Source organism: Aeromonas sp. DNRA1 (genome assembly GCF_963888745.1).
In the GTDB taxonomy this organism is placed as follows: domain Bacteria; phylum Pseudomonadota; class Gammaproteobacteria; order Enterobacterales; family Aeromonadaceae; genus Aeromonas; species Aeromonas hydrophila.
The window spans coordinates 1-26,323 of sequence record NZ_CAWPKQ010000012.1; the positions used below are offsets into that span (position 1 = coordinate 1).

A 26,323-nucleotide genomic window follows, 5' to 3' on the forward strand; every position below is an offset into this window, starting at 1 on the left:
GGTAGCGCCGATGGTAGTGTGGCATTCGCCATGCGAGAGTAGGACACTGCCAGGCACCCAACACGAGAAACCCCGCTCATCTGAGCGGGGTTTTTTATTATCTAAAATCCGCGATTTATGGTCATAAACTGCGGATTTCTCTGCTTTATGCCTGTCCTTGACCGGCGCAGGGCAGCTCCATGTTGACTACCCCATCTTCCAGCTGGATATCAATTTTGAAGCCAAGTCGTTTGGCTAGGTTGATCATGCCGCGGTTGCTAGGCATGGTCATGCCAGACAGCTGGCCAATGCCGCGCTCTCTGGCATAGCGTACTATCTTCTCCATCATCAGCTTGCCAAGCCCCAGCCCTTTCAGGTCGGAGCGCACCAGGATGGCAAACTCTGCATCAGACAGGTCCGGGTTGGAAATGGCTCGTACTACCCCCAGGATCTGCTGGTCGAACGGACCATCCTGCCCCACGGCGACAAACGCCATCTCCCGGTCGTAATCGATCTGGGTCATGCGGGCCAGCTCTTCATGTCCCAGCTCCCCCACGTCGGCGAAGAAGCGCTTGTACCTGTCTTCGTCCGATACCTTGAGTACAAACTGCTTGTGAGCCGGTTCATCCTCTGGCCGAATCGGGCGCAACAGCACATGGTTCTGATCCTTGAGCCAGGCCCCCTCTTCCAGTTCGGTGGGATAGGGGCGGATAGCCAGTCTGCAACGGCCTTCTTCAGCAGGTTGCAGAGTCAGGCTGGCATCCAGTACCACCATTTCGGCGCCGCAGGCCTGCAGTGGGTGCAGATCCAGCTGCTGGATCTCGGGGAAAGCGAGCAGGAGCTCCGACAATTGGCACAGCACCTGGCCGAGGGCATCGATATCGAGTCGCTCCGGACTGGCCTGCTCGCGGATCTTGCGGCTCTTGAGCGCCCCAATGATCTGGTAGCGTGCTAGCGCCTGGTTCAGCGGCGGCAAGGCTGCCATCATCTCCTGCGGCTCAGCCCCTGACTCGCCGAGCAGGATGACAGGGCCGAATACGGGATCTTGTTGCAGCCGGATCCGCAGCTCCAATCCGCCGCTGCGCCGCGCCATGCGCTGCACCAGCAGGCCTTCGATGCGGGCACCGGGATCGTGCTGCCTGACTCGATCCAGAATGGCATCCGCAGCCTGGGCGACTTCGGCCGAGGTACGCAGGTTGAGCATGACACCGTGTACCGCCGACTTGTGGAGGATATCCGGCGAGCGCAGCTTGACTGCCACCGGATAGCCGATCTGCTCCGCGGTAAGGGTGGCTTCGATGGCATCGGAGACGATCCAGGTCGGCAGGGTGGAGAGCCCAGCGGCCTGCAGAATGGGGTGTGCCAGATGGGTGTCGAGGGTGAGTTGTTTGCGTTCCAGCGCTTGTCTGATCAACTGCTGGCACAGCTCGAGGTTGAGCTTGTCACCCTGCAGGGAGGCGGGGGTCTCCATCAGCTGCTTCTGGTTGCGCCGGTATTCCACCATGTGCATGAAGGCGGCGACCGCGCTCTCAGGGGTGCGGTAGGTGGGGAAGCCTGCCTCGCTGAACAGACGACGCCCCTCCTGGGCCGAATATTCCCCCGCCCAGTTGGTCAGGATATTGAAGCGTCTGGCCCTGGGGTGCTGCTTGATGTAGTCGATCAGACTGCGCGCCAGGGCGGCGCCACGGGCGGTGAGTGAAGGGGCATGGATGAGCAGGATGGCGTCAGCCTCATCCCCTTGCAGCAGGTTGTCGAGAGCCTGTTGATAGTCATTGATGTCGGCATCGCTGCCGATATCGCGGGGTGGCATCGCCAGCTTGCCGCCCCGCTCCAGCAACTTGTCGATCGCCATGTTGGCCAAGCCACGGCCATTGGAGATGATGGCTAGCCGCTCCCCCTTGAGGGTCAGGGAGTGGCTCAGGGTCTCGACGGCGGCAAACAGTTCGTGGGTATCCCGCACCCGCAGCATACCGGCGCGACGGATGGCGGCGTCATAGACGTTGTCGAGCCCGCTGTCCGGTTCATGGCGGCCACTCTTGAGCACCAGAATGGGTTTGTTGCGGGCAGCTGCGCGGGCGGCCGAGAGAAAATGGCGGGCGTCCTGCAGCTTGTCCATGTAGAGCAGAATGGCGCGGGTCACGCTGTCGCGGGAGAGCTGATCCAGCAACTGGCCGAAGTTGATGTCGCAGTGATCGCCAAGGGAGATGAAGGCCGAGAAGCCGAGTTCATGCTGTTTGGCCCAATCCAGGATGGTGGTGCTGACGGCGGCAGACTGGGAGAGAAAGGCAACCTGACCGGGTTTGGCGGCAATCGGCGAGAAACTGGCATTGATGCCCTGACCCGGCAGCAGCATCCCCATGCTGTTGGGGCCGAGCAGGCGGATGCCGTATTGCTGGCTGAGCTGTTGCAGCTGTTCCCGCTCCGGCGCAGTGAAGTCTGCCGCCAGTATGATGGCGGCGCCCGTTCCCCGTTTGCCAAGCGCTTCGATGAGGGTCAATACCCGTTCCCGCCGGGTACAGACGATGGCGAGATCGGGGGCCAGTGGCAGGCTGTCGATATCGGCATAGGCCAGCACACCGGCGATGGCCTTGCTGTGCGGGCTGACCGGCAGGATGGGGCCTTTGAAATGGCCGGCGAGCAGGTGTCTTATCACCACGTGACCCGCTTTCTGCGGGTCGGTCGAGGCACCGATGACGGCGATTGACTGGGGTTTGAAGAGCCGATCCAGGCCGCTTGGTTTCATGGGCACTCCCGTGGGTGGCGGATGGTGCCAGTGTAATACGCTTTCAGCGCCGGTTCTGTGACCGGTTGCGGATCACTGCCTGGTCAGGGCGCTGGCTCGCAGGTAAAACTTCAACTCACCTTGGATCTGGCGTACCGCTGCCAGGTGGCGCTCCTGCAGATAGATATCCTGCTCCTGATCAAGCTGTGTTTGTGCTACTCCCAGGCTCTGCAGATACTCATCGAACAGCAGCGAGCTGGTGATTTCGATCAGATGAGGCATTATGGCGCGGCTCCTTGTTCCATTCAGATTGAGCATCCAGTCTAGTTTGTGCGCTGCTTTTCAGGCTGACCATTGTCAGATTTGACACGAAGTGGCTCACACATCTGTGGCGCAATGAGCCAAGAGGGCCCGGCCTGAGGTTATAGTGAATGGATGGTGGGGGAGGTGCGCGATGAGCAGGATCTGGTTGTGTTGCGTCATGCTGTTTGCCGGCAGCGTGCCGGCGGCAGAGGTATCCATCAGGGCCTGGAACCTGCTGCTGGACCATCCCAATCCTGCTGTGGCCGGTCTGCTGCGACTCTCGCTCGATCTGACCGTGCCCGAATACGGCCCCTATCGGCTGATTACCAGCCCGCCGATGGAGCAGGGACGGGCGGTCAAGGAGCTGCAAAGCGGCGAGTTGGTGCAGGTCGGGGTGTTTGCTCCCGATGAGGAGCGCGAGCGTACCCTGCTGGCCATCCACGTTCCGCTGGCAAAAGGGTTGCTGGGCTGGCGGGTGTGCCTCATTCGGCAGGGGGACGAGGGGCGGTTCGCCAACATACGATCGCTGGCTGACTGGCGGCAGGCCGGGTTTCGCATCGGGCAGCACAGATCCTGGCCTGATACCCGTCTGCTCAAGGAGAACGGTCTCAACGTGGTGGTGGGCAGCCTCTACGACGCCCTCTTCAACATGTTGCGCAAGCAGCGCTTCGACTGCTTCCTGCGCTCGGTCATCGAGATTGAGGAGGAGCTCAAGCAGCACCCGGATCTGGCCATCGAGCCGCATCTGGTGTTTCGCTATCCGCTGGCGCTGCTGTTCTTCGTCTCGCCCAAATACCCGGAACTGGCCAAACGCATCGAGCTCGGACTGCAGCGAGCCCGTCAGTCCGGTGATTATGAGCGGGTATTCGAGGCGGGCTTTGGCAGCACCATCCGGCGGCTGCAACTCGATCGGCGGGTAATGCTGGAGCTGAGCAATCCCGATCTGCCGGCCGGCAGCCGGGCCATGATGCAGGATCCTTCGCTCATTTATGCTCCGGCGCTGCCCGCCGTGTCAGCGCAGTGAACCCTGGCCCCGAGCCGTATCCCAGAAGGCGCGGATCAGCGGTTCTTCCAACCGCTTCTTGAGCACGGCGATGCCGACATCGAACGGCTTGAGCGCCGGTTTGGGCTCGACAATACGTACCTTTTCGCCCATGGGGCTGTGGTCGATCACCGCCGCCGGCACCAGCCCCACTCCGAAGCCGAGCGCCACCATGGCGACAATCCCCTCGTTGCCCGCTACCTCCGCATAGATGTTGGGGGCGATCCCCTTGTTGCGCAGCCACTGATCGCAGCGTTTGCGGGCCAGCCCCTGCTCGGAGAGGATCAGTGGCAGCCGCTCCCAGTCTGGCTCTCCCTGAGAAAACCACTGGCTCTGCTGCGGTGCGGTGCGGGGGGCGATGAACACCAGCGGTACCTGCTGCAGACTGGCAAATTCCAGCTTGGCGGAGAGGGCATCCGGGCGGGCGGCGATGGCCAGATCGGCCTCGTCGGCCAGGATTTTGTCCACCGCCAGCGCCGGGTCGCCGGTCTCCAGCTTGATCTCCAGCTGGGGATAACGGCGGCGAAAGCGCTCCAGTACTTCGGGCAACAGAAAGTAGCTGGCGGTGACCGAACAGAAGACCCGCAGCCGTCCCTGCAGCGGCTCGTCGCTGCGTTTGAGCTCCTGCTTGAGCTGGCGCCACTCCTGCAGCAGGGCGCCGCCGAATTCGCGCAGCTTCTCGCCCGCCGGGGTGAGCCGCACCGAGCGGTTGTCCCGCTCGAACAGCACACAGCCGGTCTCCTGCTCCAGCCGCTGGATGGCGCGGCTGAGGGTGGAGGGGCTGACCGCCATGGCATCGGCGCTCTTGCCGAAGTGGAGGGAGTCGGCGAGGTGGAGAAACAGCTCGAGATTGCGAAGGTCCATCTTTCAACTCCTGGTGCGGCATCTCTACTCGAGAGCCTGGGCATCAGCCATCTGGCGCTAGATCCTGCCAGCGATGATGAAGGGTTAACGTTTCAATTATTGCAACGTACTGTTTCGAATATATCAGTTCAGGCAATAAGTGTCCCGCGCTATAGTGGTTCAGACAACGCCGCTACCCGGCATGGAATCAATCGAACGGAGCAATCACCATGGCTAACTATTTCAACACCTTGAACCTGCGTCAGCAGTTGGCCCAGCTGGGCAAGTGTCGTTTCATGCAGCGCGAAGAGTTCGCGGACGGCTGCAACGTGCTGAAGGGCAAGAAGGTGGTGATTGTGGGCTGTGGTGCCCAGGGTCTGAACCAGGGTCTGAACATGCGCGACTCCGGGCTGGATATCTCCTACGCCCTGCGCAAGGCCGCCATCACCGAGAAGCGCGCCTCTTGGCAGAAGGCTACCGACAACGGCTTCGCGGTCGGTACCTATGAAGAGCTGATCCCGACCGCCGATCTGGTGCTGAACCTGACCCCGGACAAGCAGCACTCCGACGTCGTCAAAACCGTGATGCCGCTGATGAAGCAGGGCGCCGCGCTGGGCTACTCCCACGGCTTCAACGTGGTGGAAGAGGGTCAGCAGATCCGCTCCGACATCACCGTTGTGATGGTGGCGCCCAAGTGCCCGGGTACCGAAGTGCGTGAAGAGTACAAGCGTGGCTTTGGTGTGCCGACCCTGATCGCCGTTCACCCGGAGAACGATCCCAAGGGTGAAGGCATGGTCATCGCCAAGGCGTGGGCCTCCGCCACCGGCGGCGACCGTGCCGGGGTGCTGGAGTCCTCCTTCGTGGCGGAAGTGAAATCCGATCTGATGGGCGAGCAGACCATCCTCTGCGGCATGCTGCAGGCCGGTTCCCTGCTTTGCTACGACAAGCTGGTTGCCGAAGGGACCGACAAGGCCTATGCCGGCAAGCTGATCCAGTTCGGTTGGGAGACCATCACCGAAGCCCTGAAGCAGGGCGGCATCAGCCTGATGATGGACCGTCTGTCCAACCCGGCCAAGCTGCGCGCCTTCGAGCTCTCCGAGCAGCTCAAGACCCTGATGCGCCCGCTGTTCGAGAAGCACATGGACGACATCATCGCCGGTGAGTTCTCCCGCGGCATGATGGCCGACTGGGCCGAAGACGATGCCAAGCTGTTCGGCTGGCGCGAAGAGACCGGCAAATCAGCCTTCGAAAACGCGCCGGCGTTTGCAGGCAAGATTGCCGAGCAGGAGTACTTCGACAATGGCGTGGTGATGGTGGCCATGGTCAAGGCGGGTGTCGAGCTTGCGTTCGAAACCATGGTGGCCTCCGGCATTTATGAAGAGTCTGCCTACTACGAATCCCTGCACGAGCTGCCGCTGATCGCCAACACCGTTGCCCGCAAGCGTCTGTACGAGATGAACGTGGTCATCTCCGACACCGCCGAGTACGGCAACTACCTGTTCGCCAACGCCGCCGTGCCGTTGCTGCGCGAGCACTTCATGCCGACCCTGAAAGCGGGCGATCTGGGTGCCAGCAAGGCGGATGAGCAGAGCGTCGATAACCTGGCACTGCTGGCCGCCAATGAGGCGACCCGCAACCACCCCATCGAAGCGATCGGTCAGGTACTGCGCGGTTACATGAAAGACATGAAGCGCATCGCCGTCGGCGGTTAAGCCGGCATCGGGCAGGATGATGAAGGGGCGGGGGTGACGATCCCCGTCGCCGGTCGGGCTGGACACCCGACCGGCCCACCAGAAAACCCGGCCATAAAAAAGCCCCGCTCATCGAGCGGGGCTTTTGCATTCAGAAAGGCTGACTAAATCAGGCTTTCCACGCTTTCCAGGTGTTGATCAGGCCGTTGGTGGAGCAGTCATGGCTGGTGACAGCCGCATCGGTATTGAGCTCCGGCAGGATCTTGTTGGCCAGCTGTTTGCCCAGCTCCACACCCCACTGGTCGAAGCTGAAGATGTTCCAGATTGCGCCCTGTACAAAGATCTTGTGCTCGTACATGGCAATCAAAGAGCCAAGCGTCTTCGGGGTCAGGCTCTTGAACAGGATGGAGTTGGTCGGGCGGTTGCCTTCGAACACCTTGAACGGCACCAGATCCTTGACCTGCTCCAGGGTTTTGCCAGCCGCCAGGAACTCGGCTTCGACCTGCTCCTTGCTCTTGCCGAAGGCCAGCGCTTCGGTCTGGGCGAAGAAGTTGGCCAGCAGTTTCGGGTGGTGGTCGCCGATCGGGTTGTGGCTGATGGCCGGTGCCAGGAAGTCACAGGGGATCAGCTTGGTGCCCTGGTGGATCAGCTGGTAGAAGGCGTGCTGGCCGTTGGTACCCGGCTCACCCCAGATGATGGGGCCGGTCTGGTAGTCAACCGGCTTGCCGTTGCGGTCGACGTACTTGCCGTTGGACTCCATGTTGCCTTGCTGGAAGTAGGCAGGGAAGCGGTGCATGTACTGGTCGTACGGCAGGATGGCTTCGGACTCGGCACCGTAGAAGTTGTTGTACCACAGGCCGATCAGCGCCAGCAGCACCGGCACGTTCTGCTCATAGGAGGCTGTGGCGAAGTGCATGTCCATCTCGAAGGCGCCTTGCAGCAGGGCTTCGAAGTTTTCGAAACCGACGGACAGGGCGATGGGCATGCCGATGGCAGACCAGGAGGAGTAGCGGCCGCCAACCCAGTCCCAGAACTCGAACATGTTGTTGGTGTCGATGCCGAACTCGGCCACGGCCTTGCCGTTGGTGGAGAGCGCAGCGAAGTGCTTGGCAACGTGGGCCTTGTCACCGGCGATCTTGATGAACCAGTCGCGGGCGGTCAGGGCGTTGGTCATGGTCTCCTGGGTGGTGAAGGTCTTGGAGGCCACCAGGAACAGGGTGGTTTCCGGATCGATCTTCTTCAGAGTCTCGGCGATGTGGGTGCCATCGACGTTGGAGACGAAGTGCATCTGCAGGTGGTTTTTGTAGGGACGCAGTGCCTCGGTGATCATCACCGGGCCGAGATCGGAGCCACCGATACCGATGTTGACCACGTGCTGGATCGCCTTGCCGGTGTAGCCTTTCCACTCGCCTGAGATGATCTTCTCGCAGAAGCCTTTCATCTTGGCCAGCACGGCGTTCACTTCCGGCATCACATCCTTGCCGTCGCTCTCGATGGGGCGGTCGGAGCGGTTGCGCAGGGCCACGTGCAGCACCGAGCGGCCTTCGGTCATGTTGATCTTGTCGCCGTTGAACATTGCGTCAATCGCGCTGCGAAGATCGGTCTCTTTGGCCAGATCAACCAGCAACTTGAGGGTTTCTTCGGTGATCAGGTTCTTCGAGTAATCGACCAGGATGTCGCCGCCGAAGGTGAGGGAGAATTTGTCGAAACGCTGGGGATCCTGGGCAAACAGATCCTTGAGCCGGGTCTCTTTGTTCGCTGCAAAGTGGGCTTCCAGTGCCTGCCAGGCCTGGGTCTGGGTTGGATTGATGTTTTTCATAGGATTATCAGTCTTCCAAGTTGTGTATGAACCTTGCAGGCAAGGCTCCCGCCAAACCTTATTATTCGAGCATTATACCGGGCCAGTTGCGCCGCCCGTGTAACAGAGCTTTACCAATTGTCTGCCATCGACCGAGTTTACAACCAAAACGCTGCGATTATGAGTCACTGATGGCAGCCGGATCTTGCGTTTGCGCATACTTGGTCGGGCTTGCCGCCGCTGAAAGGGCTTTCAGGGCGAGGGCAGGCTGCGAGTGGGGTGGCAGTTTGGCCTGGCAGCCAAAAGAGTATTCGATAGACGCCTTTTTGCTCATTTCATGCGCAGGCGCAAGTTGTTGGTCCCGGAGGCTGGCTAGCATATGAGCGAATGGACGAGATCTCCCAGGGATGGCCACTGTCTGGAATGAGGAGATCGCTATGAAAGCTGTGTTATCCCTGTTTGCTCTGAGCCTGATCGCCACCGGCCTCATCGGCCTGCTGACCATGGTACTGACCAGTGCGGCGCCTACCTTGCCGTTACGGGTGCTGGCAGTGATCGGTGCCGTGCTGGGAGGCTATGTGCTGGTGCAACCGCTGCTCAACCGGGTGGCCCGTCGGCTGGTGTGAGTCGACGCCCCCGGCATGCTGAAAACAAAGTCCGGCCCCTGGTGGCCGGATTTTTTATGCCCGTCAGGGGGCCGGAAACGACAATGCCAGCCCTAAGGCTGGCATTGTGTCATTCAGGAAAAGGCTCAGGCCTGCGGCTTTTGCATGTGCATGACCATCTGCGGGAAGGGGATCTCGATGCCTTCGGCATCGAAGGTGAGCTTCACCTTCTCGTGGAAGTCGAACCAGACACCCCAGTAGTCGCCGGTCTTGACCCAGGGGCGTACCACGATATTGACCGAGGAGTCGGCCAGCGCGGCGACGGCGATAGTGGCTGCCGGCTCCTTGAGGATGCGTGGCTCTTCATTCACCAGGCGCTCGAGGATCTGCTTGGCCTTGCGCAGATCCGAGCCGTAGCCGATGCCGAAGGTCATGTCAACGCGGCGGGTATCCATGCGCGAGTAGTTGACGATGGTGCCGTTGAGGATGGCGGAGTTGGGCACTACCACCATCTTGTTGTCACCGGAGGTGAGGGTGGTGGTAAAGAGCTGAACGGATTGCACCACGCCATTGGTGCCTGCCACCTCGATGAATTCCCCTGCCTTGATGGGGCGGAAGATGATGAGCAGAAAGCCGGCGGCAAAGTTGGAGAGCGAACCTTGCAGCGCCAGACCGATGGCCAGACCGGCGGCACCGATAATGGCGACGAAGGAAGCGGTCTGCACCCCGACCCGGCCCAGCGCGGCGATCACCACGAACACCAGGATGGCGTACTTGAGGATACTGCCGACGAAGTGGGTGACAGTGGTGTCCAGCTTGCGGGCCTGCATCACCTTGACCACGGCGCTGCTGATGAGGTTGGCGGCGATATAGCCGACCAGCAGGGTGATCAGGGCGGCCGCGATGTTGACGGCATACTCGATCAGCAGGCCTTGGTTGTTGACCAGCCAGGTCTGCGCTTCGGTGATGATTTCGGGTTCCATAGGGTGTCCTGTCAGGCGATAAAAGGTTTATGACGCATGAATCTAACACTGGAATGCGACAATCCGGGTCGCATCTGGTGCTCATCGCCTCTTTTGTGCCACAAAAAACAAGGGAGGCCAAGGCCTCCCTCTTTACTGCAACCCGTCTGGAGCGGCGTTGCCGCTACTGATTGCAAATTGAGCTTGTCAGCTCTGCAGCAGCTGGCTGCGGATAAACTGCCACTGATCTTCAAAGCCGGCAGTGGGCTTGATTTTGAACTCGGAGCGGACGAACTGACTGATGCGTCCCTCGGTATAGGCCAGCAGCAGGTTGGCCAGCATGGTCTCATCGAGCTGGAAGCCCTGGCCTTCACGCAGCCGCTTTTCCCGCAGCACCTGCTTGATCTGGGTCTCCAGCTTGTCGAACAGGACGCTGATACGATCTCGCAGCCGGTCGTGCTCGCCCAACAGGGCATCGCCATTGAGGATGCGGGTGATGCCGGGATTGCGCTCGGCGAACACCAGCAGCAGCTGCAGTATGTGGTGGCAGCGGGCCATGGTGTCCTTCTCTTCGGCCATGATCAGGTTGACCCGTGACAGCAGGGAATCCTCGATAAAGTCGATCAGCCCCTCGAACATTCGCGCCTTGCTGGGAAAATGTCGATAGAGAGCGGCCTCGGATACCCCCACCTCGGCCGCCAGACGGGCCGTAGTGATGCGCTGGCCAGGGCTGGTCTCCAGCATGTGGGCGAGCGCCTGCAGGATCTGATCGCGCCGACTCTGTTTCTGATTACTGCTTGCCATGGATTCCCCTAAAAAAAACAATGGCCTGATTCTGTTATTAGGCACCGCCGCGCGGGCTGGTGTGGTCTGTTATTGGCGACCAGAAGAACCAAAACCGCCTTCACCCCGTTCGCTCTGATTGAACTCATCGACCAGTTGGAAGCTGGCCTGAACTACCGGCATGATCACCAGCTGGGCGATGCGCTCGCCGGGCTGCATGGTGAAGCTGTCATTGCCACGGTTCCACACCGAGACCATCAGCTGGCCCTGGTAGTCGGAATCGATGAGGCCAACCAGGTTGCCCAGCACGATGCCGTGCTTATGGCCGAGACCGGAGCGGGGCAGGATGGTGGCGCACAGGCCCGGATCCTGAATGTGGATGGCCAGCCCGGTCGGCACTAGCGTGGTATCACCCGGGGCCAGGGTCAGCGGGGCATCCAGCAGGGCACGCAGATCCATGCCGGCGGAGCCTGGTGTGGCATAGGCGGGCAGCGGGTACTCGGTGCCGATGCGGGCATCCAGAATCTTCAGTTCAATTTGTGTTGTCATAAATCGTTTTTAATGGAGTGGAGGTGGTCGATTGACTGGCTCAGTGCCGGTAGTGGTCTGCAATCAGGGCGATGAGATGACGAGCCAGCGTCAGCTTATCGGCCAGGGGCAGGGGTGCTTGACCCCCTTGCCAGAACACGGTCAGGGCGTTGTCATCGGCGTTGAAGCCCTGGCCCGCACGAGATACGTCGTTGGCGGCGATCATGTCCAGCCGCTTACGCTGCAGTTTGTCGAGGGCGTATTGTTCCACATCCACGGTTTCTGCGGCAAATCCGACGGTGAAGGGCTTGTCTGACAAAGCCCCCACGGCGGCGATGATGTCGGGGTTCTTGACCAAGGTCAGCTGCATCTGGTCGTTGTCACCGGTCTTCTTGATCTTCTGGTTGGCCACCTGCGCGGGGCGGTAGTCGGCGACGGCGGCGCAGCCGATGAAGAGGTCGCACTCGCCGACCCGGCTCATCACCGCCTGATGCATCTGCTCGGCGCTCTCCACCTCGACACGGGTGACGCCCGCCGGGGTGACCAGTGCCACCGGGCCGCTCACCAGCGTCACCTCGGCGCCCGCTTCACGAGCTGCGCGGGCGATGGCGTAGCCCATCTTGCCGGAGCTGTGGTTGCTGATGTAGCGCACCGGATCCAGCGCCTCGCGGGTCGGCCCGGCGGTGAGCAGCAGCCTGACCCCGGCCAGCAGTGGCTCGGCGGCGAGTTGCTGGCAGCAGCGCTCAACCAGCTCGAGGGGATCCAGCATCCGGCCTGGGCCCACGTCACCGCACGCCTGGCTGCCGGAGTCCGGCCCCCACAGCAGGATGCCGCGGCTGGCCAAAGTCTTGAGGTTGGCCTGGGTGGCGGCGTTGAGGTACATCTGCTGGTTCATGGCGGGTGCCAGCGCCACCGGTGCCGGAGTGGCCAGGCAGAGGGTGGTCAGCAGCTCGTCAGCCATGCCGGCGGCCATGCGGGCCATCAGGTTGGCGCTGGCCGGGGCGATCAGCACCAGATCGGCCCACTTGGCCAGCTCGATGTGACCCATACCCGCCTCGGCGGCGGGATCCAGCAGACTGTCGGCCACCGGGTGGCCGGAGACGGCCTGCAGCGTCAGCGGGGTGATGAACTCCTTGGCGGAACGGGTCATCACCACCCGTACCTCGGCCCCCTGATCTTTCAGGCGGCGTACCAGTTCGGCACTCTTGTAGGCGGCGATCCCGCCACTGACACCCAACAGGATGCGTTTATCGGCCAATCTCATCTGCTGCTTCTCTTCCGGCTCACTCTGACTGGTCGGCTAAGATACCACAGGCAGCGGACGACGACAGAGGCTGACATGGGGGACTTGTGGTCGGGCTCCCGCGATTTTTTGCTATGTTTTCTCTCAATAGGTATGAGGGAGAGACAAATGAGCATCAAGGAGTGGCCGGAAGATGAACGCCCGCGCGAGAAGCTGCTGCGTCAGGGGCCTGGCGGCTTGTCCGACGCCGAGCTGCTGGCGATCTTCCTGCGCACCGGGGTCAGCGGCCTGAGTGCGGTCGATCTCTCCCGCCAGCTGTTGCAGCAATTTGGTTCGCTGCGGGCGCTGCTTGGCGCCGAACAGCGGGTCTTTTGCGCGGCGCACGGCCTTGGGCCGGCCAAATATGCCCAGCTGCAGGCCGTGCTGGAAATGGGCAAGCGCCATCTGGCCGAACAGTTGCAAAGAGGCGATCCGCTCACTTCGCCCCAGTTGACCCGGGACTATCTGCAGGCCCAGCTACGGGATCGACCCCGGGAGGTGTTTGCCCTGCTGCTGCTCGACAACCAGCATCGAGTGATTCAATTCGTTGAACTTTTTTACGGCACCCTCGACTCGGCGAGCGTCTGGCCCAGAGAAATCGTGCAGATCGCACTCAAACATAATGCAGCCGCCGTGATTCTGGCGCATAATCACCCGTCCGGCGTCGCCGAGCCCAGTCGGGCCGACCGCCAGATCACGGATCGGATCACGGCCGCCTTGGCCCTGATCGATATCAGAGTGCTGGATCACTTGGTGATCGGTGACGGCATCACGGTTTCTTTCGCCGAGCGCGGTTGGTTATGACTGTGCTCTGGCGCCGTATTAGTTGATCTTTGATCACGGATGCTGTATAAAATGCCGCCTTCTGTTTGCCCCGCAATCGAAGGCCAGCGGGGCAGATATTTGCTCGAGCAATGAAGTAAGATTTGGAGAGACTGACATGTCTAGAGTATGCCAAGTAACCGGCAAGCGCCCGGCAGTTGGTAACAACCGTTCGCACGCTAACAACGCTACCAAGCGTCGTTTCCTGCCGAACCTGCACACTCACCGTTTTTGGGTTGAGAGTGAAAAACGCTTCGTAAGCCTGCGCGTATCCGCAAAAGGCATGCGTATCATCGACAAGCGTGGCGTTGAAGTGGTTCTGGCTGAACTGCGCGCCAGCGGTGTTAAGGTATAAGGAATTAGATCATGGCTAAAGGTATTCGCGAGAAAATTCGCCTGAACTCCAGCGCCGGTACTGGTCACTTCTATACCACTACCAAGAACAAGCGCACCATGCCCGAAAAAATGGAGATCAAAAAGTTTGATCCCGTTGTTCGTCAGCATGTGATCTACAAGGAAGGCAAAATCAAGTAATTACTTGATGCTGCATTCCCAAAAACCCGGCCTAGTGCCGGGTTTTTTTATGGCCGAAATTCAGTACACTGCCGGTTCTAAGGGAGGCTTGCCATGTTCAAACTGAGCCGAAAAGGCTGGAACAACGTGATCATCGTGGTGGTGCTGATCGTGATCACCCTGTTGCACCGGCTGGAGCTGGCCCAGCAGGAGAACAGCGCCAGGCGGGCGCGTCCGCTGCTGCCGGAGAGCGCCGTGGTGCTCACCTGGCAAGGGCCTAGCTGGCAGATCGAACGGATCGGGCAGGGCTGGCGCAGCGGGCCGGATCTGGGGCTCAGCAGTACCCAGCTGGCGGCGCACATCGAAGCCTGGCAGGGCTGGTTGCTGCCGCCCGGCGAATCCGTGCGCGGCAACCCGGTTACCCTCAAGATCTGGGTCGCCGGCCAGAGCGATCCCATCGAGGTGGGCCTTTATCAGGACAGCGGCAAGTTTGCCGCCCTGCTGCCGCCCTCGACTTGGCTCAGCCTGAGCCAGGAGCAGTACCGCAGCCTGCTGCGTCCCGCTCCCTAACCCCTTTTCAGCGTCAGCACGAGGATCCCATGCCTGAATTACCGGAAGTCGAAGTCAGCCGCCAGGGCATTTCACCCTGGCTTACCGGCATCAAGGTCACCCGAGTGGTGGTGCGGGACGGCCGTCTGCGCTGGCCGGTGCCGGGGGAAATCCAGGAGCTGGTGGATCTCACCATCCACCGGGTCAGCCGCCGCGCCAAGTACCTGCTGCTGGAGACCGACTTCGGCACCGCCATCCTCCATCTGGGCATGTCGGGCAGCCTGCGGGTGCTGGACATCGGCACCCCGGCCGAGAAGCACGATCACGTGGATATCGAGCTGGCCAACGGCAAGCTGCTGCGGCTCAACGATCCGCGCCGCTTCGGCGCCCTGCTCTGGACCCGCGAGCCGGCCGAGGCGCACGCGCTGCTGGCCAAGCTGGGGCCGGAGCCGCTCACCGATGCGTTCAACGCTGATTATCTGCGTGAGCGCGCCAAGGGGCGCAGCACCGCCATCAAGACCTTCCTGATGGACAACCAGGTGGTGGTCGGGGTGGGCAACATCTACGCCAACGAGGCGCTCTACGCGGCCGGCATTCACCCCAAGCGGGCAGCGGGCAACATCAGTGCCGAGCGGTTGGGCACCCTGGTGACCGAGATCAAGCGGGTGCTGGCCGAAGCGATTCGGCAGGGCGGCACCACCCTCAAGGATTTCACCAGTGCAGACGGCAAGCCGGGCTATTTCGTGCAGCAGTTGCAGGTGTATGGGCGAGGCGGTCAGCCCTGTTTTCACTGCCACACTCTGCTCAGTGAAATCCGGCTGGGGCAGCGTACCACCGTGTTCTGCTCACACTGCCAGCGCTGAATCGCGGTTTTTTTGGCCTGAAATGGCCAAGTTGTAAGAGAGTATTTCCAGTCTGTTGAAGATTTGCTCGCCTGTCACTACTATCTCGACCGTTCAGGCGGTTTGAGAAAATAAAATGACAGCTAAATCAATAGACTGGGACCATTTGTCCCGGCAGGGGCACTATTGTGCCCAAAAAATGGCGCGCTTCCTCTATCCCGATGACAGCGCCCGCAAAACCTTCAATCGCGCCAAGTTCGTGCTGCGCAGCCTGCTCTATCGGCAGCAGCTGAGCCGGGTGTTCGAGCTGTTTCAGGCCGAACCGCTCAAGGCCCTGCCTGCCCACTATCCCGAGCTGCTCGACAAGCCGATGCGGCCCTATCGCTTTGCCGGCTCCACCGCGACCGAGCGGGCCGAGATGCTGGAAAATCACTACCGGCTGATGCTGGCCCGCTACCCGGATCTGATCGACCCGCTCTATCTGGGGGATGGCATCGAACTCGGCCGTTATCCCGAGAGCGGTTGCCGCATCGTGTTGCGCCATGACGGTACCTTCCGCCGCGAGGCGGAGCTCGCCCTCTCCATCATCGACCCGCAGGGCAAGCGGCTCTATAGCTGCGCCTTCTCGCTGGCCGGCACCCCCAACCGGCTGGCAGTGGTGATCGGTTCGGTACAGGGGCCTGAGCCCTGCATCGAGCAGGCGCAGGACAAGGTGCGTGCGCTGACCAAGGAGGGCCACGGTCTGCGGCCCAAGTCGCTGGTGGTGATGCTGGTGATGGAGCTGGCCGAGGCGATGCAGGCCGAGCACATCTCGGCGGTGCGGATGAAGGCCCATATCTATCAGGCCCGGCGTTACAGCAAAAAGAAGAAAGCCTGTCTGCAGGCGGACTATGACGAGCTGTGGCAGGAGTTTGGCGCCATCGATCTGGATGACAACTTCGTACGGCTGCAGCCCGCTCAGCGCAAGCCGCTGGAGGAGATCGCCTCCAAGAAGCGGGCCATGTACCGGCGCCGTTACGAGTGGCTCGATCAGCTGACCCTGGCGAGTCAGCAACTGCTGGGCCCGCGTCTGGCGGGCTGAGCCGCACAGACCCCCAGCAGCAAACAGGCTACCCTCGGGTAGCCTGTTTCGTTGTTACTTGGTCTGTTTGGCCTTGATGGCGGCGGCCACGGCGGGGTCGACGAACTGGCGGATGTCACCGCCGTGCAGGGCGACCTCCTTCACCAGGGTGGAAGAGATGAAAGAGTTCTCCTCGGCCGGGGTGAGGAATACGCTCTCCAGCTCCGGCATCAGGCGGCGGTTCATATTGGCCAGCTGGAATTCGTACTCGAAGTCGGAGACGGCGCGCAGACCGCGGATCAGCACGTTGGCCTGCTGCTCCCTGGCGAAATCCACCAAGAGGCCTGAGAAGCCGACCACCTTGACGTTGGGCAGGTGGGCGGTCACCTGGCGGGCCAGTTGCACCCGTTCGTCCAGATCGAACAGCGGCCGCTTGCTCGGGCTGTTGGCCACCCCGACCACCACTTCATCAAACAGTTTGGCGGCCCGGCCGATGAGGTCGGTGTGGCCGTTGGTGACGGGATCGAAGGTGCCGGGATAGATTACCTTGTTGGTCATGCTGCTGATTCCTGCAACCGGGAAATTTGGTCGCATTATAGGGTCTGTTGGGGGATTGGCGCGACCGCCTTGGGCCGAGTTTTGGCGCCCCGATGCCGGCTTTGCCGATCCAAATCGGGGTCACCGGGTCTCTTCGCTTGAGAATAGCGATACATCAGGCAAGAATACCCGCACCGCGCATCAAGCCTCCTTGCATTGGTGACAGGGAGCAAAGGGATTTTTTATGAAACGTATTCTGGTAGTCCGCAATGACAAGATTGGTGACTTCATGCTGGCCTGGCCGAGCTTTGCCATGCTCAAGCGCTCCATGGAGTGTCATGTGACTGCCCTGGTTCCTGCCTACACGGCGCCGTTGGCCCGCCTCTGCCCCTGGATTGACGAGATCATCCTGGATCCGGGCTCACGGGCCGACAAGGAACAGCAACGCGCCTTGCAGGCGCGCATCAAGGCCGCCGCCTTCGATGCCTCCATCTGCCTCTTCTCCAACTCCCGCAACGCCATGCTGGTGTGGAAGGCGCATATTCCCTACCGGTTGGCGCCGGCCACCAAGCTGGCCCAGGTGCTCTACAACCAGCGCCTGATCCAGCGCCGCTCCCGCTCCCAGAAGCCGGAGTACGAATACAACCTGGATCTGGTGCGCCGTTTCCTCGCTGACCAGCAGGTGAGCGCAGTGGAGCCGCAGGGCCCCTACCTCAGCTTCGATGCCGAGAGCCTGCAACAGGTGCGCGAGCAGGTTGCTGCCCGCCTGCGGCTCGATGCCGGCCGCCCCTGGCTGATGGTGCATGCCGGCAGCGGCGGCTCGGCCAACAACCTCTCCATCGAGCAGTACGCCCGCCTCATCATCAAGCTCAACCAGTCCTGTCCCGAGTTGCAGTGCATCCTGACCGCGGGGCCGGGGGAGGAGAAGCTCGCCGAACAGCTGGCGGCCGAGCTGCTGGCCCACGGCGGCAACGGCTGGATCTACCGCTCCGACGAGGGGCTGCCCAAGTTCTGCCAGGTGATGGCCAACGCCGCCCTGTTCGTGGCGGGCAGCACCGGGCCGCTGCACATCGCTGCGGCGCTGGATGTGCCCACCATCGGCTTCTTCCCGGCGCACCGCTCGGCGACGCCGCTGCGCTGGCGTCCGCTCAACAGCGAGGGGCGCCACCTGGCGTTCAGCCCGCCGGAAGACAGCGATCACCCGGAAGACATGAGCCAGCTCGATCCCAAGACCATGGCGGCGGCGATCGCCCGCTGGGCGCCGCCGTTCTGGCGCGCTGAACACTGATACCAGATGATGTAAATGCAGACAGGGCCCTTGAAGGGCCCTGTCTCGTATGGGGGGAAGTGCTGGCGGCTTACGTGTCCGTCTGATCCGGTGCCTGCGGCTGCTGGCGGATCCAGAGGTCGGCGTACTTCACGAAAGTGGAGTGGGCCGACAGGATGGCCAGCAAGAGCCCCTGCTTGCCATCGAGGAAGCCAGCTTTGAGCAGGTACATCTTGAGGAAGCAGCCCAGCGCGTGCACCAGTCCCTGGCTGAGGGAGCCCTTCTTGCCGCGGGCGGTGCGCTGATCGGCCCAGGCGCGGGCATAGCCGGCGGATTTGACCAGGTAGTGCTCCAGATCCCGATAGGTGAAGTGGAGCAGGTCGCCGTGCAGGTTGACGATCTTCATGTTGGCGCGCACCTCCACCTTCTCGTGCACCAGCACCTCGTTGTAGCTGGTGAGCGCCTTGGGATAGAGGCGCAGCACCCGGTCCGGATACCAGCCGCTGTGGCGGATGAAGCGGCCGAATACCCAGGAGAGGCGCGGGATCGAGTAGATGGTGTCGCTGGCCGGGTTGGCCATGACGGCGGCGATGGCGGCTTTCAGCTCGGGGGTGAGCCGCTCGTCCGCATCCAGCCACAGTACCCAGTCGGATTGCACGTGGGACTGGGCGAGGCGGCGCTGGCGGCCGAAGCCCGGCCACACCGGATTGACGAAGAAGCGGGCGCCGAATTCGGCGGCGATGGCCGGGGTCTCGTCCTGGCTGCCGGAGTCCATGATGACGATCTCGTCGACCAGCCCGTCGAGGGAGGCGAGGCAGGGGCGCAGGTTTTCGGCTTCATTCTTGACGATAAGGACAGCCGCCAGAGTCGGTTTGTTCACGGATTAAAGGCTCTTGTTGGCGCCCGGCTGGCGGGCCATGCTCAAATTGGCGCCCATTCTAGCCTAAAACGGCAGGCGGAGCATGGTTCCGGCTGTCGGGGCTGCGTCAGTTTCAAACGGATGCTTTTTTGGTATGAGAGCGGGTGGTACGGGGATCTTCTGTTATTTCTCGGGCCATTCTTGGGGCATAATCTCGGCCAGCAACGATTAACCGCAGGGCTTGGCCCAAGAGACGCGCGAGATGAAGATATTGGTGATCGGCCCCTCCTGGGTCGGCGACATGGTGATGTCCCAGAGCCTCTACAAGGCGATCAAGGCCAATCACCCCGACAGCGAGCTGCACGTGATGGCGCCCGCCTGGTGTGGTGCCCTGCTGGAGCGGATGCCGGAGGTGGACAAAGCCATCCCGATGCCGCTCGGTCACGGCGACTTCAAGCTGGGGGCCCGCCGCCGGCTCGGCAAGCAGTTGGCGGCCGAGAAGTACGATCAGGCCATCATCCAGCCCAACTCCATGAAGTCGGCGTTGATCCCCTGGTTTGCCCGCATCCCGGTGCGCACCGGCTGGAAGGGGGAGCACCGCTTCGGTCTGCTCAACGACATGCGCAGCAACAAGTCCGCCTTTCCGCTGATGGTGGAGGCCTACCTGGCGCTGGCCTATCCCAAGGCGCAGATGAAGAGCCGGGCCGACATCCCGACCATTCCCCAGCCGGCCCTCAACGTCGACCTCATCAACCAGGAGAAGGCGCTGGAGCGGCTCGGACTGGATCGCGCCCGCCCGGTGCTGGTGCTCTGTCCGGGGGCCGAGTTCGGCCCGGCAAAGCGTTGGCCGGAGGGCCACTACGCCGTGGTGGCGCAAAAGCACCTCGACGAGGGCTGGCAGGTGTGGATCTTCGGCTCCGCCAAGGACGCGGCGGTGGCCAACACCATCCGCGACCGGATCAACCCGCTGTCGCGCCCCAACTGCCACGTGCTGGCGGGCAAGACCAATCTGTACGAAGCGATCGACCTGATGGCGCTGGCCGGGCGGGTGATCGCCAACGACTCCGGCCTGATGCACGTCGCCGCCGCCCTCAACCGGCCGCTGATCGGGGTCTATGGCTCCACTTCGCCGCTCTATACCCCACCGCTGGCGGACCGGGTCGAGATCGTCCACACCGACATCGAGTGCCGCCCCTGCTTCAAGCGCACCTGCAAGTTCGGCCACCTCAAATGCCTGATCGAGCTGATGCCGGAACAAGTCATCGAGGCTGGCCGCCGGCTGGAGTGCAGTGAAACGCCGGCCCCGCCGCTGGCGCTGCCGCCCGGCGAACCGCCCCGTTTCGTCGCCGAGCCTGGCAAGCGCGGGGAGCCGCACTAGCATGGGTTACCGGCTGCTCTACAACCTGCTGATCCACCTGGGGTTGCCGCTGGCGCTGCTGGCGCTCTACAAGCCGAAGAAGGGCAAGCCCGGTTTTGGCAAGCGCTGGGCCGAGCACCTGGGGCGGACGCCCGCCACCGGGCAGGAGGCGCCACTCTGGATCCATGCGGTGAGTGTGGGGGAGACGCTGGCCATCAGCCCTTTCATCCGCGCCCTCAAGGCCGAGCGGCCCGATCTGCCGATCCTGCTCACCACCACCACCCGCACCGGCGCCGAGCAGGCCGTCAGGCTGGGGGATCTGGTGGAGCACCGTTACGCGCCGCTCGACTACCCCTGGGCGGTGGCGGCATTCCTCAATGTCGTCAAACCGCGCGCGCTCTGGGTGATGGAAACCGAACTGTGGCCGAACTGGCTGGCCGCCTGCGAGGCGCGTCACCTGCCGGTAACCATCATCAATGCCCGCCTCTCGGAGCGATCCTGCCAGCGCTATGGCCGCTTTCAGGGGGCGTTCAATGCCCTCAGCCGGCCGCTGACCCACCTGCTCTGCCAGCACCAGGACGACGCGGATCGCTTCCATCGGCTGGGGCTGGGGCGCGAGCGGCTGGCGGTGACCGGCTCCATCAAGTTCGACATCCAGCTCGATGAGCAGGTGCAGACCAGGGGCCGTGCCCTGCGCCAGTTGCTGGGGACGGATCGGCCGGTCTGGATCGCCGCCAGCACCCATCAGGGGGAAGACGAGCAGGTGCTGGCCGCCTTCGACCGGGTGCTCACGGCGCAGCCGTCGGCCCTGTTGATCCTGGTGCCTCGCCACCCCGAGCGGTTCGAGCGGGTGGCGGCGCTGTGTGCCCCCTACGGCTGCGTGCGGCGTACGGCGGGCGGTGTGGTCGGCGAGCGCGACAAGATCTACTTGGGCGATACCATGGGCGAGTTGCCGCTGATGCTGGCAGCGGCCGACGTGGCCTTCGTCGGCGGCAGCCTGGTCAAGGTGGGCGGCCACAACCTGCTGGAGCCGGCTGCGCTGGGCAAACCCTGCCTGAGTGGCCCCGCCTACTTCAACTTCAGCGACATCACCCGCCAGCTGGTGGCTCAGGGTGGCGCCGCCGTGGTAGCCGATGCCGCCGAGCTGGGGGAGCAGGTGAGCGCGCTGCTGGCCGACGAGAGCCGGTGCCGGGAGATGGGCGAGCAGGCCCGCGCCGTGGTGCTGCGCAATCAGGGGGCGCTGGCGCGCACCTTGTCTCACTGCCTCGCCAGCCTGGAGAACGACTGAAGCCGGACAGACGGACATAAAAAACGGAGCGCATGGCGCTCCGTTTCTGTTTTGGCGGCGGGCTGGCTCAGCGCACGATCAGACCGAGCAGGATCCCCACCACGCCGAAGTCGGCATCGCTGAAGGTGGTGTTGGCAAAGCCGAGATCCCCCAGCACCGGCAGCAGGAACACCGGCAGGAAGGTGATCAGCAGGCCGTTGGCGAAGGCCCCCAGCAGGGCGCCGCGACGACCGCCGGTGGCATTGCCGAACACCCCGGCCGCCGCGCCGACGAAGAAGTGAGGTACGACGCCCGGAATGATGACGGTGAGTCCCAGCAGGTAGAGCAGCACCATGCCCACCAGACCAGCGGCAAAGCTCGACAGGAAGCCGATCAGCACCGCATTGGGGGCGTAGGGGAAGACGATGGGGCAGTCCAGCGCCGGCTTGGCGTTGGGTACCAGCTTGTCGGAGATCCCCTTGAAGGCCGGCACGATTTCGGCGATGACCATCCGCACCCCCTGCAGGATCACGTAGACCCCGGCGGCGAAGGTGATGGACTGCATCAGGGAGAACATGAACCAGTGCTTGCCCTTGGCGACGCTGGCGACGAACTCGGGGCCGGCGAAGGCGGAGGTGATGAGGAAGATGATGCCCATGGTGAAGGAGATGGCCACCGGGGTATCGCGCAGGAACAGCAGACTCTTGGGCACCTGCACCTCTTCGCTGCTGTGGGCCTTGTTGCCGAACTTGGCGCCGATCCAGCCGGCCAGCACGTAGGAGCAGGTGGAGAAGTGGCCGAGTGCCACGTCATCGGAGCCGGTGATCTGCTTCATGTAGGGGTGGGCGAGGGCCGGGAACAGCACCATGGTCACGCCGACCACCAGGCTGCCCACCGCGATGAGCGGAATGCCGCTCATGCCGCCGGCGGAGAGGATGGCCGCTACCATCATCGACATGAACAGGGTGTGGTGACCGGTCAGGAAGATGAATTTCCACGGGGTGAGGCGGGCGATCAGGATGTTCACCAGCATGGCGAAGAACATGATCATCGCCATCTCCTTGCCGAACGACTGCTGGGCGATGGAGACGATGGCCTCGTTGTTGGGCACCACCCCCTTGATGCCGAAGGCGTGCTGGAAGATGGTGGCGAAGTCGCCAAGGGAGTTCACCACCAGGGTGGCGCCGGCCCCCAGGATGACGAAGCCCATGATGGTCTTGACCGTGCCCTTGATGCACTCGGTCACCGGTTTCTTCTGGGCGATCAAACCGATGAGGGCGATCAGGCCGACCAGCACGGCCGGCTCCGACAGCACGTCAAACATCAGAAAATTGAAAAATTCCATGGTCAGCTCCAAGCAGATGGAAGCGGCGGCTCATCGGCCGCCCAGACAGTCGCAAAGGGGTTAGAGTGCGCCCAGCTCGCGCAGGGCGATGGCGAGTTTTTCTTTCATGGCGGCCTTGTCGACCATGTTGTCCAGCGATACCAGTCGGCCGTCGACCTCCATGCTGACCAGCTGTTCGGCGATGTCGCGGGTGGCGACAAAGATCTCGGCGCGCTCGCTGCCGGCGGAGGCGAGATCCCGGTGATCCACCTCGGCCGTCACGGCCAGCTCCTTGAGAATGCTCTTGATGCTCATCTCCATCATCAGGCTGGTGCCCAGGCCGTGTCCGCATACAACCAGAATCTTCATGCTCTCTTCCTCTGTCGGGCGCAGGGCGCCACTCAATAACGCGCCAGGATGCGCAAGATGTCGTCTTTGCTGGTGGCCGCCATGATGGCCGCCACGTCTTCTTCATTCATGAACAGCTCGGCCAGCTGGGCGATGGTCTCCACGTGGGAGTTGCTGTCGCTGGCGGCAAGGGTGACCAGCAGCCGGACCGGGTCGTTGCCCTCGGAGCCGAAGTTGACTCCCTCCTTCAGCACGGTCAGCGCCAAGCCGAGGCGGTTGACGCCGTCTTCCGGGCGGGCGTGGGGCATGGCCAGCCCCGGACCCAGCACGTAGTAGGGGCCGAGCTCCTCGTGGGAGCGATAGAGCGCCGCCACATAGGAGGGTTCTATGGTGCCGTTGGCCAGCAGGGGGGCGGTGGCCAGCTCGATGGCGTGACGCCAGTCGCGGGCGCCCGCTTCGATGGAAATGACCTCCTCGGTCAGCAATTGGGTCAGCATGGCAATGTCCGGGCTGGATAAGATGGCGCCAATCTAGCGATCTTGCCGGCTGATAACTGTGAGCCTGATCGCGAAAGTTAGCGCTACCAGATAGCGCTAACATCGATCTGTGATAGCGCTATCATTTCTCCCATAGAAGGGATTCATCTTGCCCCTTCTCTGGCTCAAAGGAGGTAAAATCCGGTTTGAGCAAATAGTCAGTGCCGCGCTTTTGCCTTAAAGTGAGCACCCGTATGCCGAGGAAGGGAAAGGATGTCAGAAGCGAAGAAACGCCGTAGCACGGGTCGGGTGACCCTCAACGATGTGGCCCAGCTGGCCGGCGTGGGGGCCATGACGGTGTCGCGCGCCCTGCGCACCCCCGAGCTGGTGTCCGACAAGATGCGCGAGCGCATCGAGGCGGCGGTGGACGAACTCGGCTATATCCCAAATCGGGCGGCGGGGGCGCTGGCGTCCGCCACCTCCCAGACCATAGTGGTGATCGTGCCCAGCCTGACCGAGTGCGGCTGCGGCGAGGTGATCGCCGGGCTGCAGCAGACGCTGCGGGGCGAGGGCTACCAGATCATGCTGGGGGATGCCCAGCACCTCAAACAGCAGGAAGAGAGCCTGCTGACCAGCTTTCTGCAGCACAATCCGGCGGCCGTGGTGCTGTTTGGCAGCGATCCCGGCGAGACCATCCGCCAGCGGCTGCAGGCGGCCCGCTTGCCGGTGGTGGAGGTGGGGGCCATGGCCCGCAGCCCTATCGACATGAACGTCGGGGTCTCCAACTTCGATGCCGGCTACCAGCTGACCCGCCACCTGATCGAGCGCGGCTACCGCAATATCGGTTTTCTCTGCGCCCGCCAGGAGCAGTGGATGCTGCAGCAACGCATGCAGGGCTGGCAGAAGGCGCTGCTGGACAACTACCTCTCCCCCGACGCCATCATCAACACCTCGGAGCGGCCCAGCTTCAGCACGGGGGCGGCCATGCTGGGGGAGTTCCTGCTGCGCTGGCCCGAACTGGATGCGTTGGTCTGCGTCAACGACGAGCTGGCAGCCGGGGTGCTGTTCGAATGCCAGCGCCGCCACCTGAACGTGCCGGGCAAGCTCGCCATCGCCGGTTTCGACGATCTGGACGTGGCGCGCGCCTGCTATCCGGCCCTCACCTCGGTCCGCATCCCCTATCAGCGGATGGGGCAGGAGGCGGCCGATCTCATCCTGCGTCAGCTGGCTGGTGAACCCGTCATGGGCTCGGCGCTGACCCTCGATTTCCAGCTGCAGAAGCGGCAAAGCAGCTGACCCCTTTCACACTCATCAAAGAGGCAACCATGTTCAAGGCTCTGTTACTGGAAAACCAAGATGGCAAGACGGTGCCGACCCTGACCCGGCTGGACGAGAGCCAGCTGCCGGCCGGCGAGGTGCGGGTGGCGGTGAGCTACAGCTCCCTCAACTACAAGGACGGGCTGGCCATCACCGGCAAGGGCAAGATCGTGCGCCAGTGGCCGCTGGTGCCCGGCATCGACTTCACCGGTACCGTGCTGGAATCTGCCGACGACCGCTACCAGCCGGGCGACAAGGTGGTGCTGACCGGCTGGGGCGTGGGTGAAGGCCACTGGGGCGGCATGGCCGAACAGGCGCGGGTCAAGGCCGACTGGCTGGTGCCGCTGCCGGCCGGGCTGGATGAGCGGCAGGCCATGTGCATCGGCACCGCCGGTCTGACCGCCATGCTCTGCGTACTGGCACTGGAAGAGGCGGGGGTGATCCCGCAGAGTGGCGAGATCCTGGTGACCGGCGCCGCCGGCGGGGTGGGCTCCACCGCCGTCGCCTTGCTGGCCGCACTGGGTTATCAGGTGGCGGCCCTGACCGGTCGTCCCGAGGAGCAGGGCGAGATGCTGACGGCGCTCGGCGCCAGTCGCATCGTGCCGCGCAGCGAGCTGCTGGAGCCCGCCAAGCCGCTGGAGAAGCAGCTGTGGGCCGGAGCGGTCGATACCGTCGGCAGCCAGGTGCTGGCCAAGCTGCTGGCCCAGATGAACTACGGCGGCGCCGTAGCGGCCTGCGGGCTGGCGGGTGGCTTCGATCTGCCCACCAGCGTGATGCCCTTCATCCTGCGCAACGTGCGGTTGCAGGGGGTCGATTCGGTGATGTGCCCGCTGGCGCGCCGCCAACTGGCGTGGCAGCGACTGGCGCGGGATCTGCCCGCCAGTTTCTTCGCGCAGGCGGTCACCGAGATCGGGCTGGTGCAGGTGGCGGAGGCCGCCGAAGCCATCACCCAAGGGCAAATCGCGGGCCGCACCCTGGTCAAACTTTGATCCAGCCCTGACTGGCGAGCCCCATTTTTCTGGATAGACTTTGAGTGCGGGTGCACTATCCAAGGAGAATGAGCATGGGTGGACACAAGCCGGATTACGATCTCGATGACGATTGGGAGCCGGAATCCTGGGAAGAAGAGCTGGATGAATGGGAAGACGAGAGCTGGCAGGATGATGACCCTCTCGACGACCAGTAATCCGCGCATTGAATACACAGGCGGGCTTCGGGCCCGCCTGTTTTTTTGGGCGGCTCACAGG

General features: G+C 62.8%; 28 protein-coding genes. 15 read left to right on the plus strand and 13 right to left on the minus strand.

Features of this window, described 5'->3' with window-relative positions; genetic code table 11:
• Positions 1-145: 145 nt before the first annotated feature.
• Entirely contained in the window at positions 146-2,722 is a 2,577-nt protein-coding gene (locus tag AACQ43_RS21760) for a bifunctional acetate--CoA ligase family protein/GNAT family N-acetyltransferase (RefSeq protein ID WP_168968678.1), read from the minus strand.
• A 72-nt stretch (positions 2,723-2,794) separates the two neighbouring features.
• Positions 2,795-2,986, minus strand: coding sequence for a hypothetical protein (locus tag AACQ43_RS21765; RefSeq protein WP_076362872.1), 192 nt, complete (start codon positions 2,984-2,986; stop codon positions 2,795-2,797).
• Between the two features lie 169 nt (positions 2,987-3,155).
• Between AACQ43_RS21765 and AACQ43_RS21770 the strand changes: the two genes are divergently transcribed.
• Positions 3,156-4,028, plus strand: coding sequence for a substrate-binding periplasmic protein (locus AACQ43_RS21770; protein ID WP_168968679.1), 873 nt, complete (start codon positions 3,156-3,158; stop codon positions 4,026-4,028).
• Here the strand turns inward: AACQ43_RS21770 and ilvY are convergent.
• On the minus strand, positions 4,017-4,910 hold the full coding sequence (gene ilvY / locus AACQ43_RS21775) for an HTH-type transcriptional activator IlvY (RefSeq protein WP_017411123.1): 894 nt from the start codon (positions 4,908-4,910) through the stop codon (positions 4,017-4,019). The two genes, AACQ43_RS21770 and ilvY, sit on opposite strands and share 12 nt — an antisense overlap.
• Before the next feature lie 209 nt (positions 4,911-5,119).
• Here ilvY and ilvC point away from each other — a divergent pair, with 209 nt between their 5' ends.
• On the plus strand, positions 5,120-6,601 hold the full coding sequence (gene ilvC / locus AACQ43_RS21780; protein WP_168968680.1) for a ketol-acid reductoisomerase: 1,482 nt from the start codon (positions 5,120-5,122) through the stop codon (positions 6,599-6,601).
• A 148-nt stretch (positions 6,602-6,749) separates the two neighbouring features.
• Here the strand turns inward: ilvC and pgi are convergent, their stop codons facing one another.
• Complete coding sequence (gene pgi, locus AACQ43_RS21785) at positions 6,750-8,399, minus strand: glucose-6-phosphate isomerase (protein ID WP_017411125.1); 1,650 nt, start codon at positions 8,397-8,399, stop codon at positions 6,750-6,752.
• 416 nt (positions 8,400-8,815) lie between these two features.
• On the opposite strand from pgi, the gene AACQ43_RS21790 reads away from it, so the two are divergent.
• Positions 8,816-9,004 carry a holin gene (locus AACQ43_RS21790; RefSeq protein ID WP_005323764.1) on the plus strand — a complete coding sequence of 63 codons (189 nt, stop codon included), beginning with the start codon at positions 8,816-8,818 and terminating at the stop codon, positions 9,002-9,004.
• A 125-nt stretch (positions 9,005-9,129) separates the two neighbouring features.
• On the opposite strand, the gene AACQ43_RS21795 is transcribed toward AACQ43_RS21790, so the two are convergent.
• The 4 genes from AACQ43_RS21795 to coaBC all read right to left on the minus strand — a co-directional run bounded on the left by AACQ43_RS21795 (position 9,130) and on the right by coaBC (position 12,520).
• On the minus strand, positions 9,130-9,966 hold the full coding sequence (locus tag AACQ43_RS21795; RefSeq protein WP_060389807.1) for a mechanosensitive ion channel domain-containing protein: 837 nt from the start codon (positions 9,964-9,966) through the stop codon (positions 9,130-9,132).
• A gap of 186 nt (positions 9,967-10,152) precedes the next feature.
• Complete coding sequence (gene slmA / locus AACQ43_RS21800; RefSeq protein ID WP_011704178.1) at positions 10,153-10,749, minus strand: nucleoid occlusion factor SlmA; 597 nt, start codon at positions 10,747-10,749, stop codon at positions 10,153-10,155.
• 69 nt (positions 10,750-10,818) lie between these two features.
• On the minus strand, positions 10,819-11,277 hold the full coding sequence (dut, locus tag AACQ43_RS21805; RefSeq protein WP_016349004.1) for a dUTP diphosphatase: 459 nt from the start codon (positions 11,275-11,277) through the stop codon (positions 10,819-10,821).
• Positions 11,278-11,317: 40 nt separating this feature from the next.
• Positions 11,318-12,520, minus strand: coding sequence for a bifunctional phosphopantothenoylcysteine decarboxylase/phosphopantothenate--cysteine ligase CoaBC (coaBC, locus tag AACQ43_RS21810; protein ID WP_168968681.1), 1,203 nt, complete (start codon positions 12,518-12,520; stop codon positions 11,318-11,320).
• Between the two features lie 147 nt (positions 12,521-12,667).
• Here coaBC and radC point away from each other — a divergent pair, with 147 nt between their 5' ends.
• From radC to AACQ43_RS21840, 6 genes are all read left to right on the plus strand, one after another.
• On the plus strand, positions 12,668-13,342 hold the full coding sequence (radC, locus tag AACQ43_RS21815) for a RadC family protein (RefSeq protein ID WP_029302648.1): 675 nt from the start codon (positions 12,668-12,670) through the stop codon (positions 13,340-13,342).
• Between the two features lie 136 nt (positions 13,343-13,478).
• Positions 13,479-13,715, plus strand: coding sequence for a 50S ribosomal protein L28 (rpmB, locus tag AACQ43_RS21820; protein WP_005307492.1), 237 nt, complete (start codon positions 13,479-13,481; stop codon positions 13,713-13,715).
• 11 nt (positions 13,716-13,726) lie between these two features.
• Positions 13,727-13,894: a 50S ribosomal protein L33 gene (gene rpmG, locus AACQ43_RS21825; protein ID WP_005307500.1), complete on the plus strand. Its 168-nt coding sequence runs from the start codon at positions 13,727-13,729 to the stop codon at positions 13,892-13,894.
• Positions 13,895-13,987: 93 nt separating this feature from the next.
• Complete coding sequence (locus tag AACQ43_RS21830) at positions 13,988-14,443, plus strand: hypothetical protein (RefSeq protein ID WP_168968682.1); 456 nt, start codon at positions 13,988-13,990, stop codon at positions 14,441-14,443.
• 29 nt (positions 14,444-14,472) lie between these two features.
• A complete protein-coding gene (gene mutM / locus AACQ43_RS21835) occupies positions 14,473-15,285 on the plus strand; it encodes a bifunctional DNA-formamidopyrimidine glycosylase/DNA-(apurinic or apyrimidinic site) lyase (protein WP_102989718.1) in 813 nt (270 codons plus the stop codon).
• Between the two features lie 178 nt (positions 15,286-15,463).
• Positions 15,464-16,345, plus strand: coding sequence for a VirK/YbjX family protein (locus AACQ43_RS21840; protein ID WP_168968683.1), 882 nt, complete (start codon positions 15,464-15,466; stop codon positions 16,343-16,345).
• Between the two features lie 54 nt (positions 16,346-16,399).
• Here the strand turns inward: AACQ43_RS21840 and coaD are convergent, their stop codons facing one another.
• Positions 16,400-16,882: a pantetheine-phosphate adenylyltransferase gene (gene coaD / locus AACQ43_RS21845; RefSeq protein ID WP_011704185.1), complete on the minus strand. Its 483-nt coding sequence runs from the start codon at positions 16,880-16,882 to the stop codon at positions 16,400-16,402.
• 223 nt (positions 16,883-17,105) lie between these two features.
• Here coaD and AACQ43_RS21850 point away from each other — a divergent pair, with 223 nt between their 5' ends.
• Positions 17,106-18,149, plus strand: coding sequence for a glycosyltransferase family 9 protein (locus tag AACQ43_RS21850; protein WP_168968684.1), 1,044 nt, complete (start codon positions 17,106-17,108; stop codon positions 18,147-18,149).
• A 70-nt stretch (positions 18,150-18,219) separates the two neighbouring features.
• Here AACQ43_RS21850 and AACQ43_RS21855 read toward each other — a convergent pair whose 3' ends face one another.
• The gene (locus tag AACQ43_RS21855; RefSeq protein ID WP_168968685.1) at positions 18,220-19,008 is read right to left on the minus strand and encodes a glycosyltransferase family 2 protein; all 789 of its coding nucleotides are present in this window, start codon (positions 19,006-19,008) and stop codon (positions 18,220-18,222) included.
• 241 nt (positions 19,009-19,249) lie between these two features.
• On the opposite strand from AACQ43_RS21855, the gene waaF reads away from it, so the two are divergent.
• Both waaF and waaA read left to right on the plus strand, forming a co-directional pair.
• Positions 19,250-20,365 carry a lipopolysaccharide heptosyltransferase II gene (gene waaF, locus AACQ43_RS21860; RefSeq protein ID WP_016349010.1) on the plus strand — a complete coding sequence of 372 codons (1,116 nt, stop codon included), beginning with the start codon at positions 19,250-19,252 and terminating at the stop codon, positions 20,363-20,365.
• 1 nt (position 20,366) lies between these two features.
• The gene (waaA, locus tag AACQ43_RS21865) at positions 20,367-21,632 is read left to right on the plus strand and encodes a lipid IV(A) 3-deoxy-D-manno-octulosonic acid transferase (RefSeq protein WP_168968686.1); all 1,266 of its coding nucleotides are present in this window, start codon (positions 20,367-20,369) and stop codon (positions 21,630-21,632) included.
• A 67-nt stretch (positions 21,633-21,699) separates the two neighbouring features.
• Here waaA and AACQ43_RS21870 read toward each other — a convergent pair whose 3' ends face one another.
• Genes AACQ43_RS21870 through AACQ43_RS21880 form a run of 3 tightly spaced genes read right to left on the minus strand, consistent with a single transcriptional unit; the run spans position 21,700 to position 23,780 of the window.
• Entirely contained in the window at positions 21,700-22,956 is a 1,257-nt protein-coding gene (locus AACQ43_RS21870) for a PTS ascorbate transporter subunit IIC (protein WP_011704190.1), read from the minus strand.
• Positions 22,957-23,016: 60 nt separating this feature from the next.
• A complete protein-coding gene (locus AACQ43_RS21875) occupies positions 23,017-23,304 on the minus strand; it encodes a PTS sugar transporter subunit IIB (RefSeq protein ID WP_168968687.1) in 288 nt (95 codons plus the stop codon).
• 32 nt (positions 23,305-23,336) lie between these two features.
• A complete protein-coding gene (locus AACQ43_RS21880) occupies positions 23,337-23,780 on the minus strand; it encodes a PTS sugar transporter subunit IIA (RefSeq protein ID WP_005307534.1) in 444 nt (147 codons plus the stop codon).
• Positions 23,781-24,032: 252 nt separating this feature from the next.
• Between AACQ43_RS21880 and AACQ43_RS21885 the strand changes: the two genes are divergently transcribed.
• From AACQ43_RS21885 to AACQ43_RS21895, 3 genes are all read left to right on the plus strand, one after another.
• Positions 24,033-25,055, plus strand: coding sequence for a LacI family DNA-binding transcriptional regulator (locus tag AACQ43_RS21885; RefSeq protein WP_024946139.1), 1,023 nt, complete (start codon positions 24,033-24,035; stop codon positions 25,053-25,055).
• 29 nt (positions 25,056-25,084) lie between these two features.
• Entirely contained in the window at positions 25,085-26,065 is a 981-nt protein-coding gene (acuI, locus tag AACQ43_RS21890) for an acrylyl-CoA reductase (NADPH) (RefSeq protein WP_168968688.1), read from the plus strand.
• Positions 26,066-26,139: 74 nt separating this feature from the next.
• Complete coding sequence (locus AACQ43_RS21895; protein ID WP_016349017.1) at positions 26,140-26,262, plus strand: hypothetical protein; 123 nt, start codon at positions 26,140-26,142, stop codon at positions 26,260-26,262.
• Positions 26,263-26,323 lie beyond the last annotated feature (61 nt).

What these genes read in the sequence shown, in the direction of transcription:
- AACQ43_RS21830 (WP_168968682.1), top strand. Translation starts at nt 13,988, where the DNA reads ATGTTCAAACTGAGCCGAAAAGGCTGGAACAACGTGATCATCGTGGTG.
- AACQ43_RS21850 (WP_168968684.1), top strand. Translation starts at nt 17,106, where the DNA reads ATGAAACGTATTCTGGTAGTCCGCAATGACAAGATTGGTGACTTCATG.
- ilvC (WP_168968680.1), top strand. Translation starts at nt 5,120, where the DNA reads ATGGCTAACTATTTCAACACCTTGAACCTGCGTCAGCAGTTGGCCCAG.
- AACQ43_RS21885 (WP_024946139.1), top strand. Translation starts at nt 24,033, where the DNA reads ATGTCAGAAGCGAAGAAACGCCGTAGCACGGGTCGGGTGACCCTCAAC.
- acuI (WP_168968688.1), top strand. Translation starts at nt 25,085, where the DNA reads ATGTTCAAGGCTCTGTTACTGGAAAACCAAGATGGCAAGACGGTGCCG.
- dut (WP_016349004.1), bottom strand. Translation starts at nt 11,277, where the DNA reads ATGACAACACAAATTGAACTGAAGATTCTGGATGCCCGCATCGGCACC.
- AACQ43_RS21895 (WP_016349017.1), top strand. Translation starts at nt 26,140, where the DNA reads ATGGGTGGACACAAGCCGGATTACGATCTCGATGACGATTGGGAGCCG.
- rpmG (WP_005307500.1), top strand. Translation starts at nt 13,727, where the DNA reads ATGGCTAAAGGTATTCGCGAGAAAATTCGCCTGAACTCCAGCGCCGGT.
- mutM (WP_102989718.1), top strand. Translation starts at nt 14,473, where the DNA reads ATGCCTGAATTACCGGAAGTCGAAGTCAGCCGCCAGGGCATTTCACCC.
- waaF (WP_016349010.1), top strand. Translation starts at nt 19,250, where the DNA reads ATGAAGATATTGGTGATCGGCCCCTCCTGGGTCGGCGACATGGTGATG.
- radC (WP_029302648.1), top strand. Translation starts at nt 12,668, where the DNA reads ATGAGCATCAAGGAGTGGCCGGAAGATGAACGCCCGCGCGAGAAGCTG.
- AACQ43_RS21770 (WP_168968679.1), top strand. Translation starts at nt 3,156, where the DNA reads ATGAGCAGGATCTGGTTGTGTTGCGTCATGCTGTTTGCCGGCAGCGTG.
- AACQ43_RS21760 (WP_168968678.1), bottom strand. Translation starts at nt 2,722, where the DNA reads ATGAAACCAAGCGGCCTGGATCGGCTCTTCAAACCCCAGTCAATCGCC.
- AACQ43_RS21840 (WP_168968683.1), top strand. Translation starts at nt 15,464, where the DNA reads ATGGCGCGCTTCCTCTATCCCGATGACAGCGCCCGCAAAACCTTCAAT.
- AACQ43_RS21790 (WP_005323764.1), top strand. Translation starts at nt 8,816, where the DNA reads ATGAAAGCTGTGTTATCCCTGTTTGCTCTGAGCCTGATCGCCACCGGC.
- coaD (WP_011704185.1), bottom strand. Translation starts at nt 16,882, where the DNA reads ATGACCAACAAGGTAATCTATCCCGGCACCTTCGATCCCGTCACCAAC.
- AACQ43_RS21870 (WP_011704190.1), bottom strand. Translation starts at nt 22,956, where the DNA reads ATGGAATTTTTCAATTTTCTGATGTTTGACGTGCTGTCGGAGCCGGCC.
- AACQ43_RS21795 (WP_060389807.1), bottom strand. Translation starts at nt 9,966, where the DNA reads ATGGAACCCGAAATCATCACCGAAGCGCAGACCTGGCTGGTCAACAAC.
- ilvY (WP_017411123.1), bottom strand. Translation starts at nt 4,910, where the DNA reads ATGGACCTTCGCAATCTCGAGCTGTTTCTCCACCTCGCCGACTCCCTC.
- waaA (WP_168968686.1), top strand. Translation starts at nt 20,367, where the DNA reads ATGGGTTACCGGCTGCTCTACAACCTGCTGATCCACCTGGGGTTGCCG.
- AACQ43_RS21880 (WP_005307534.1), bottom strand. Translation starts at nt 23,780, where the DNA reads ATGCTGACCCAATTGCTGACCGAGGAGGTCATTTCCATCGAAGCGGGC.
- pgi (WP_017411125.1), bottom strand. Translation starts at nt 8,399, where the DNA reads ATGAAAAACATCAATCCAACCCAGACCCAGGCCTGGCAGGCACTGGAA.
- AACQ43_RS21875 (WP_168968687.1), bottom strand. Translation starts at nt 23,304, where the DNA reads ATGAAGATTCTGGTTGTATGCGGACACGGCCTGGGCACCAGCCTGATG.
- slmA (WP_011704178.1), bottom strand. Translation starts at nt 10,749, where the DNA reads ATGGCAAGCAGTAATCAGAAACAGAGTCGGCGCGATCAGATCCTGCAG.
- coaBC (WP_168968681.1), bottom strand. Translation starts at nt 12,520, where the DNA reads ATGAGATTGGCCGATAAACGCATCCTGTTGGGTGTCAGTGGCGGGATC.
- rpmB (WP_005307492.1), top strand. Translation starts at nt 13,479, where the DNA reads ATGTCTAGAGTATGCCAAGTAACCGGCAAGCGCCCGGCAGTTGGTAAC.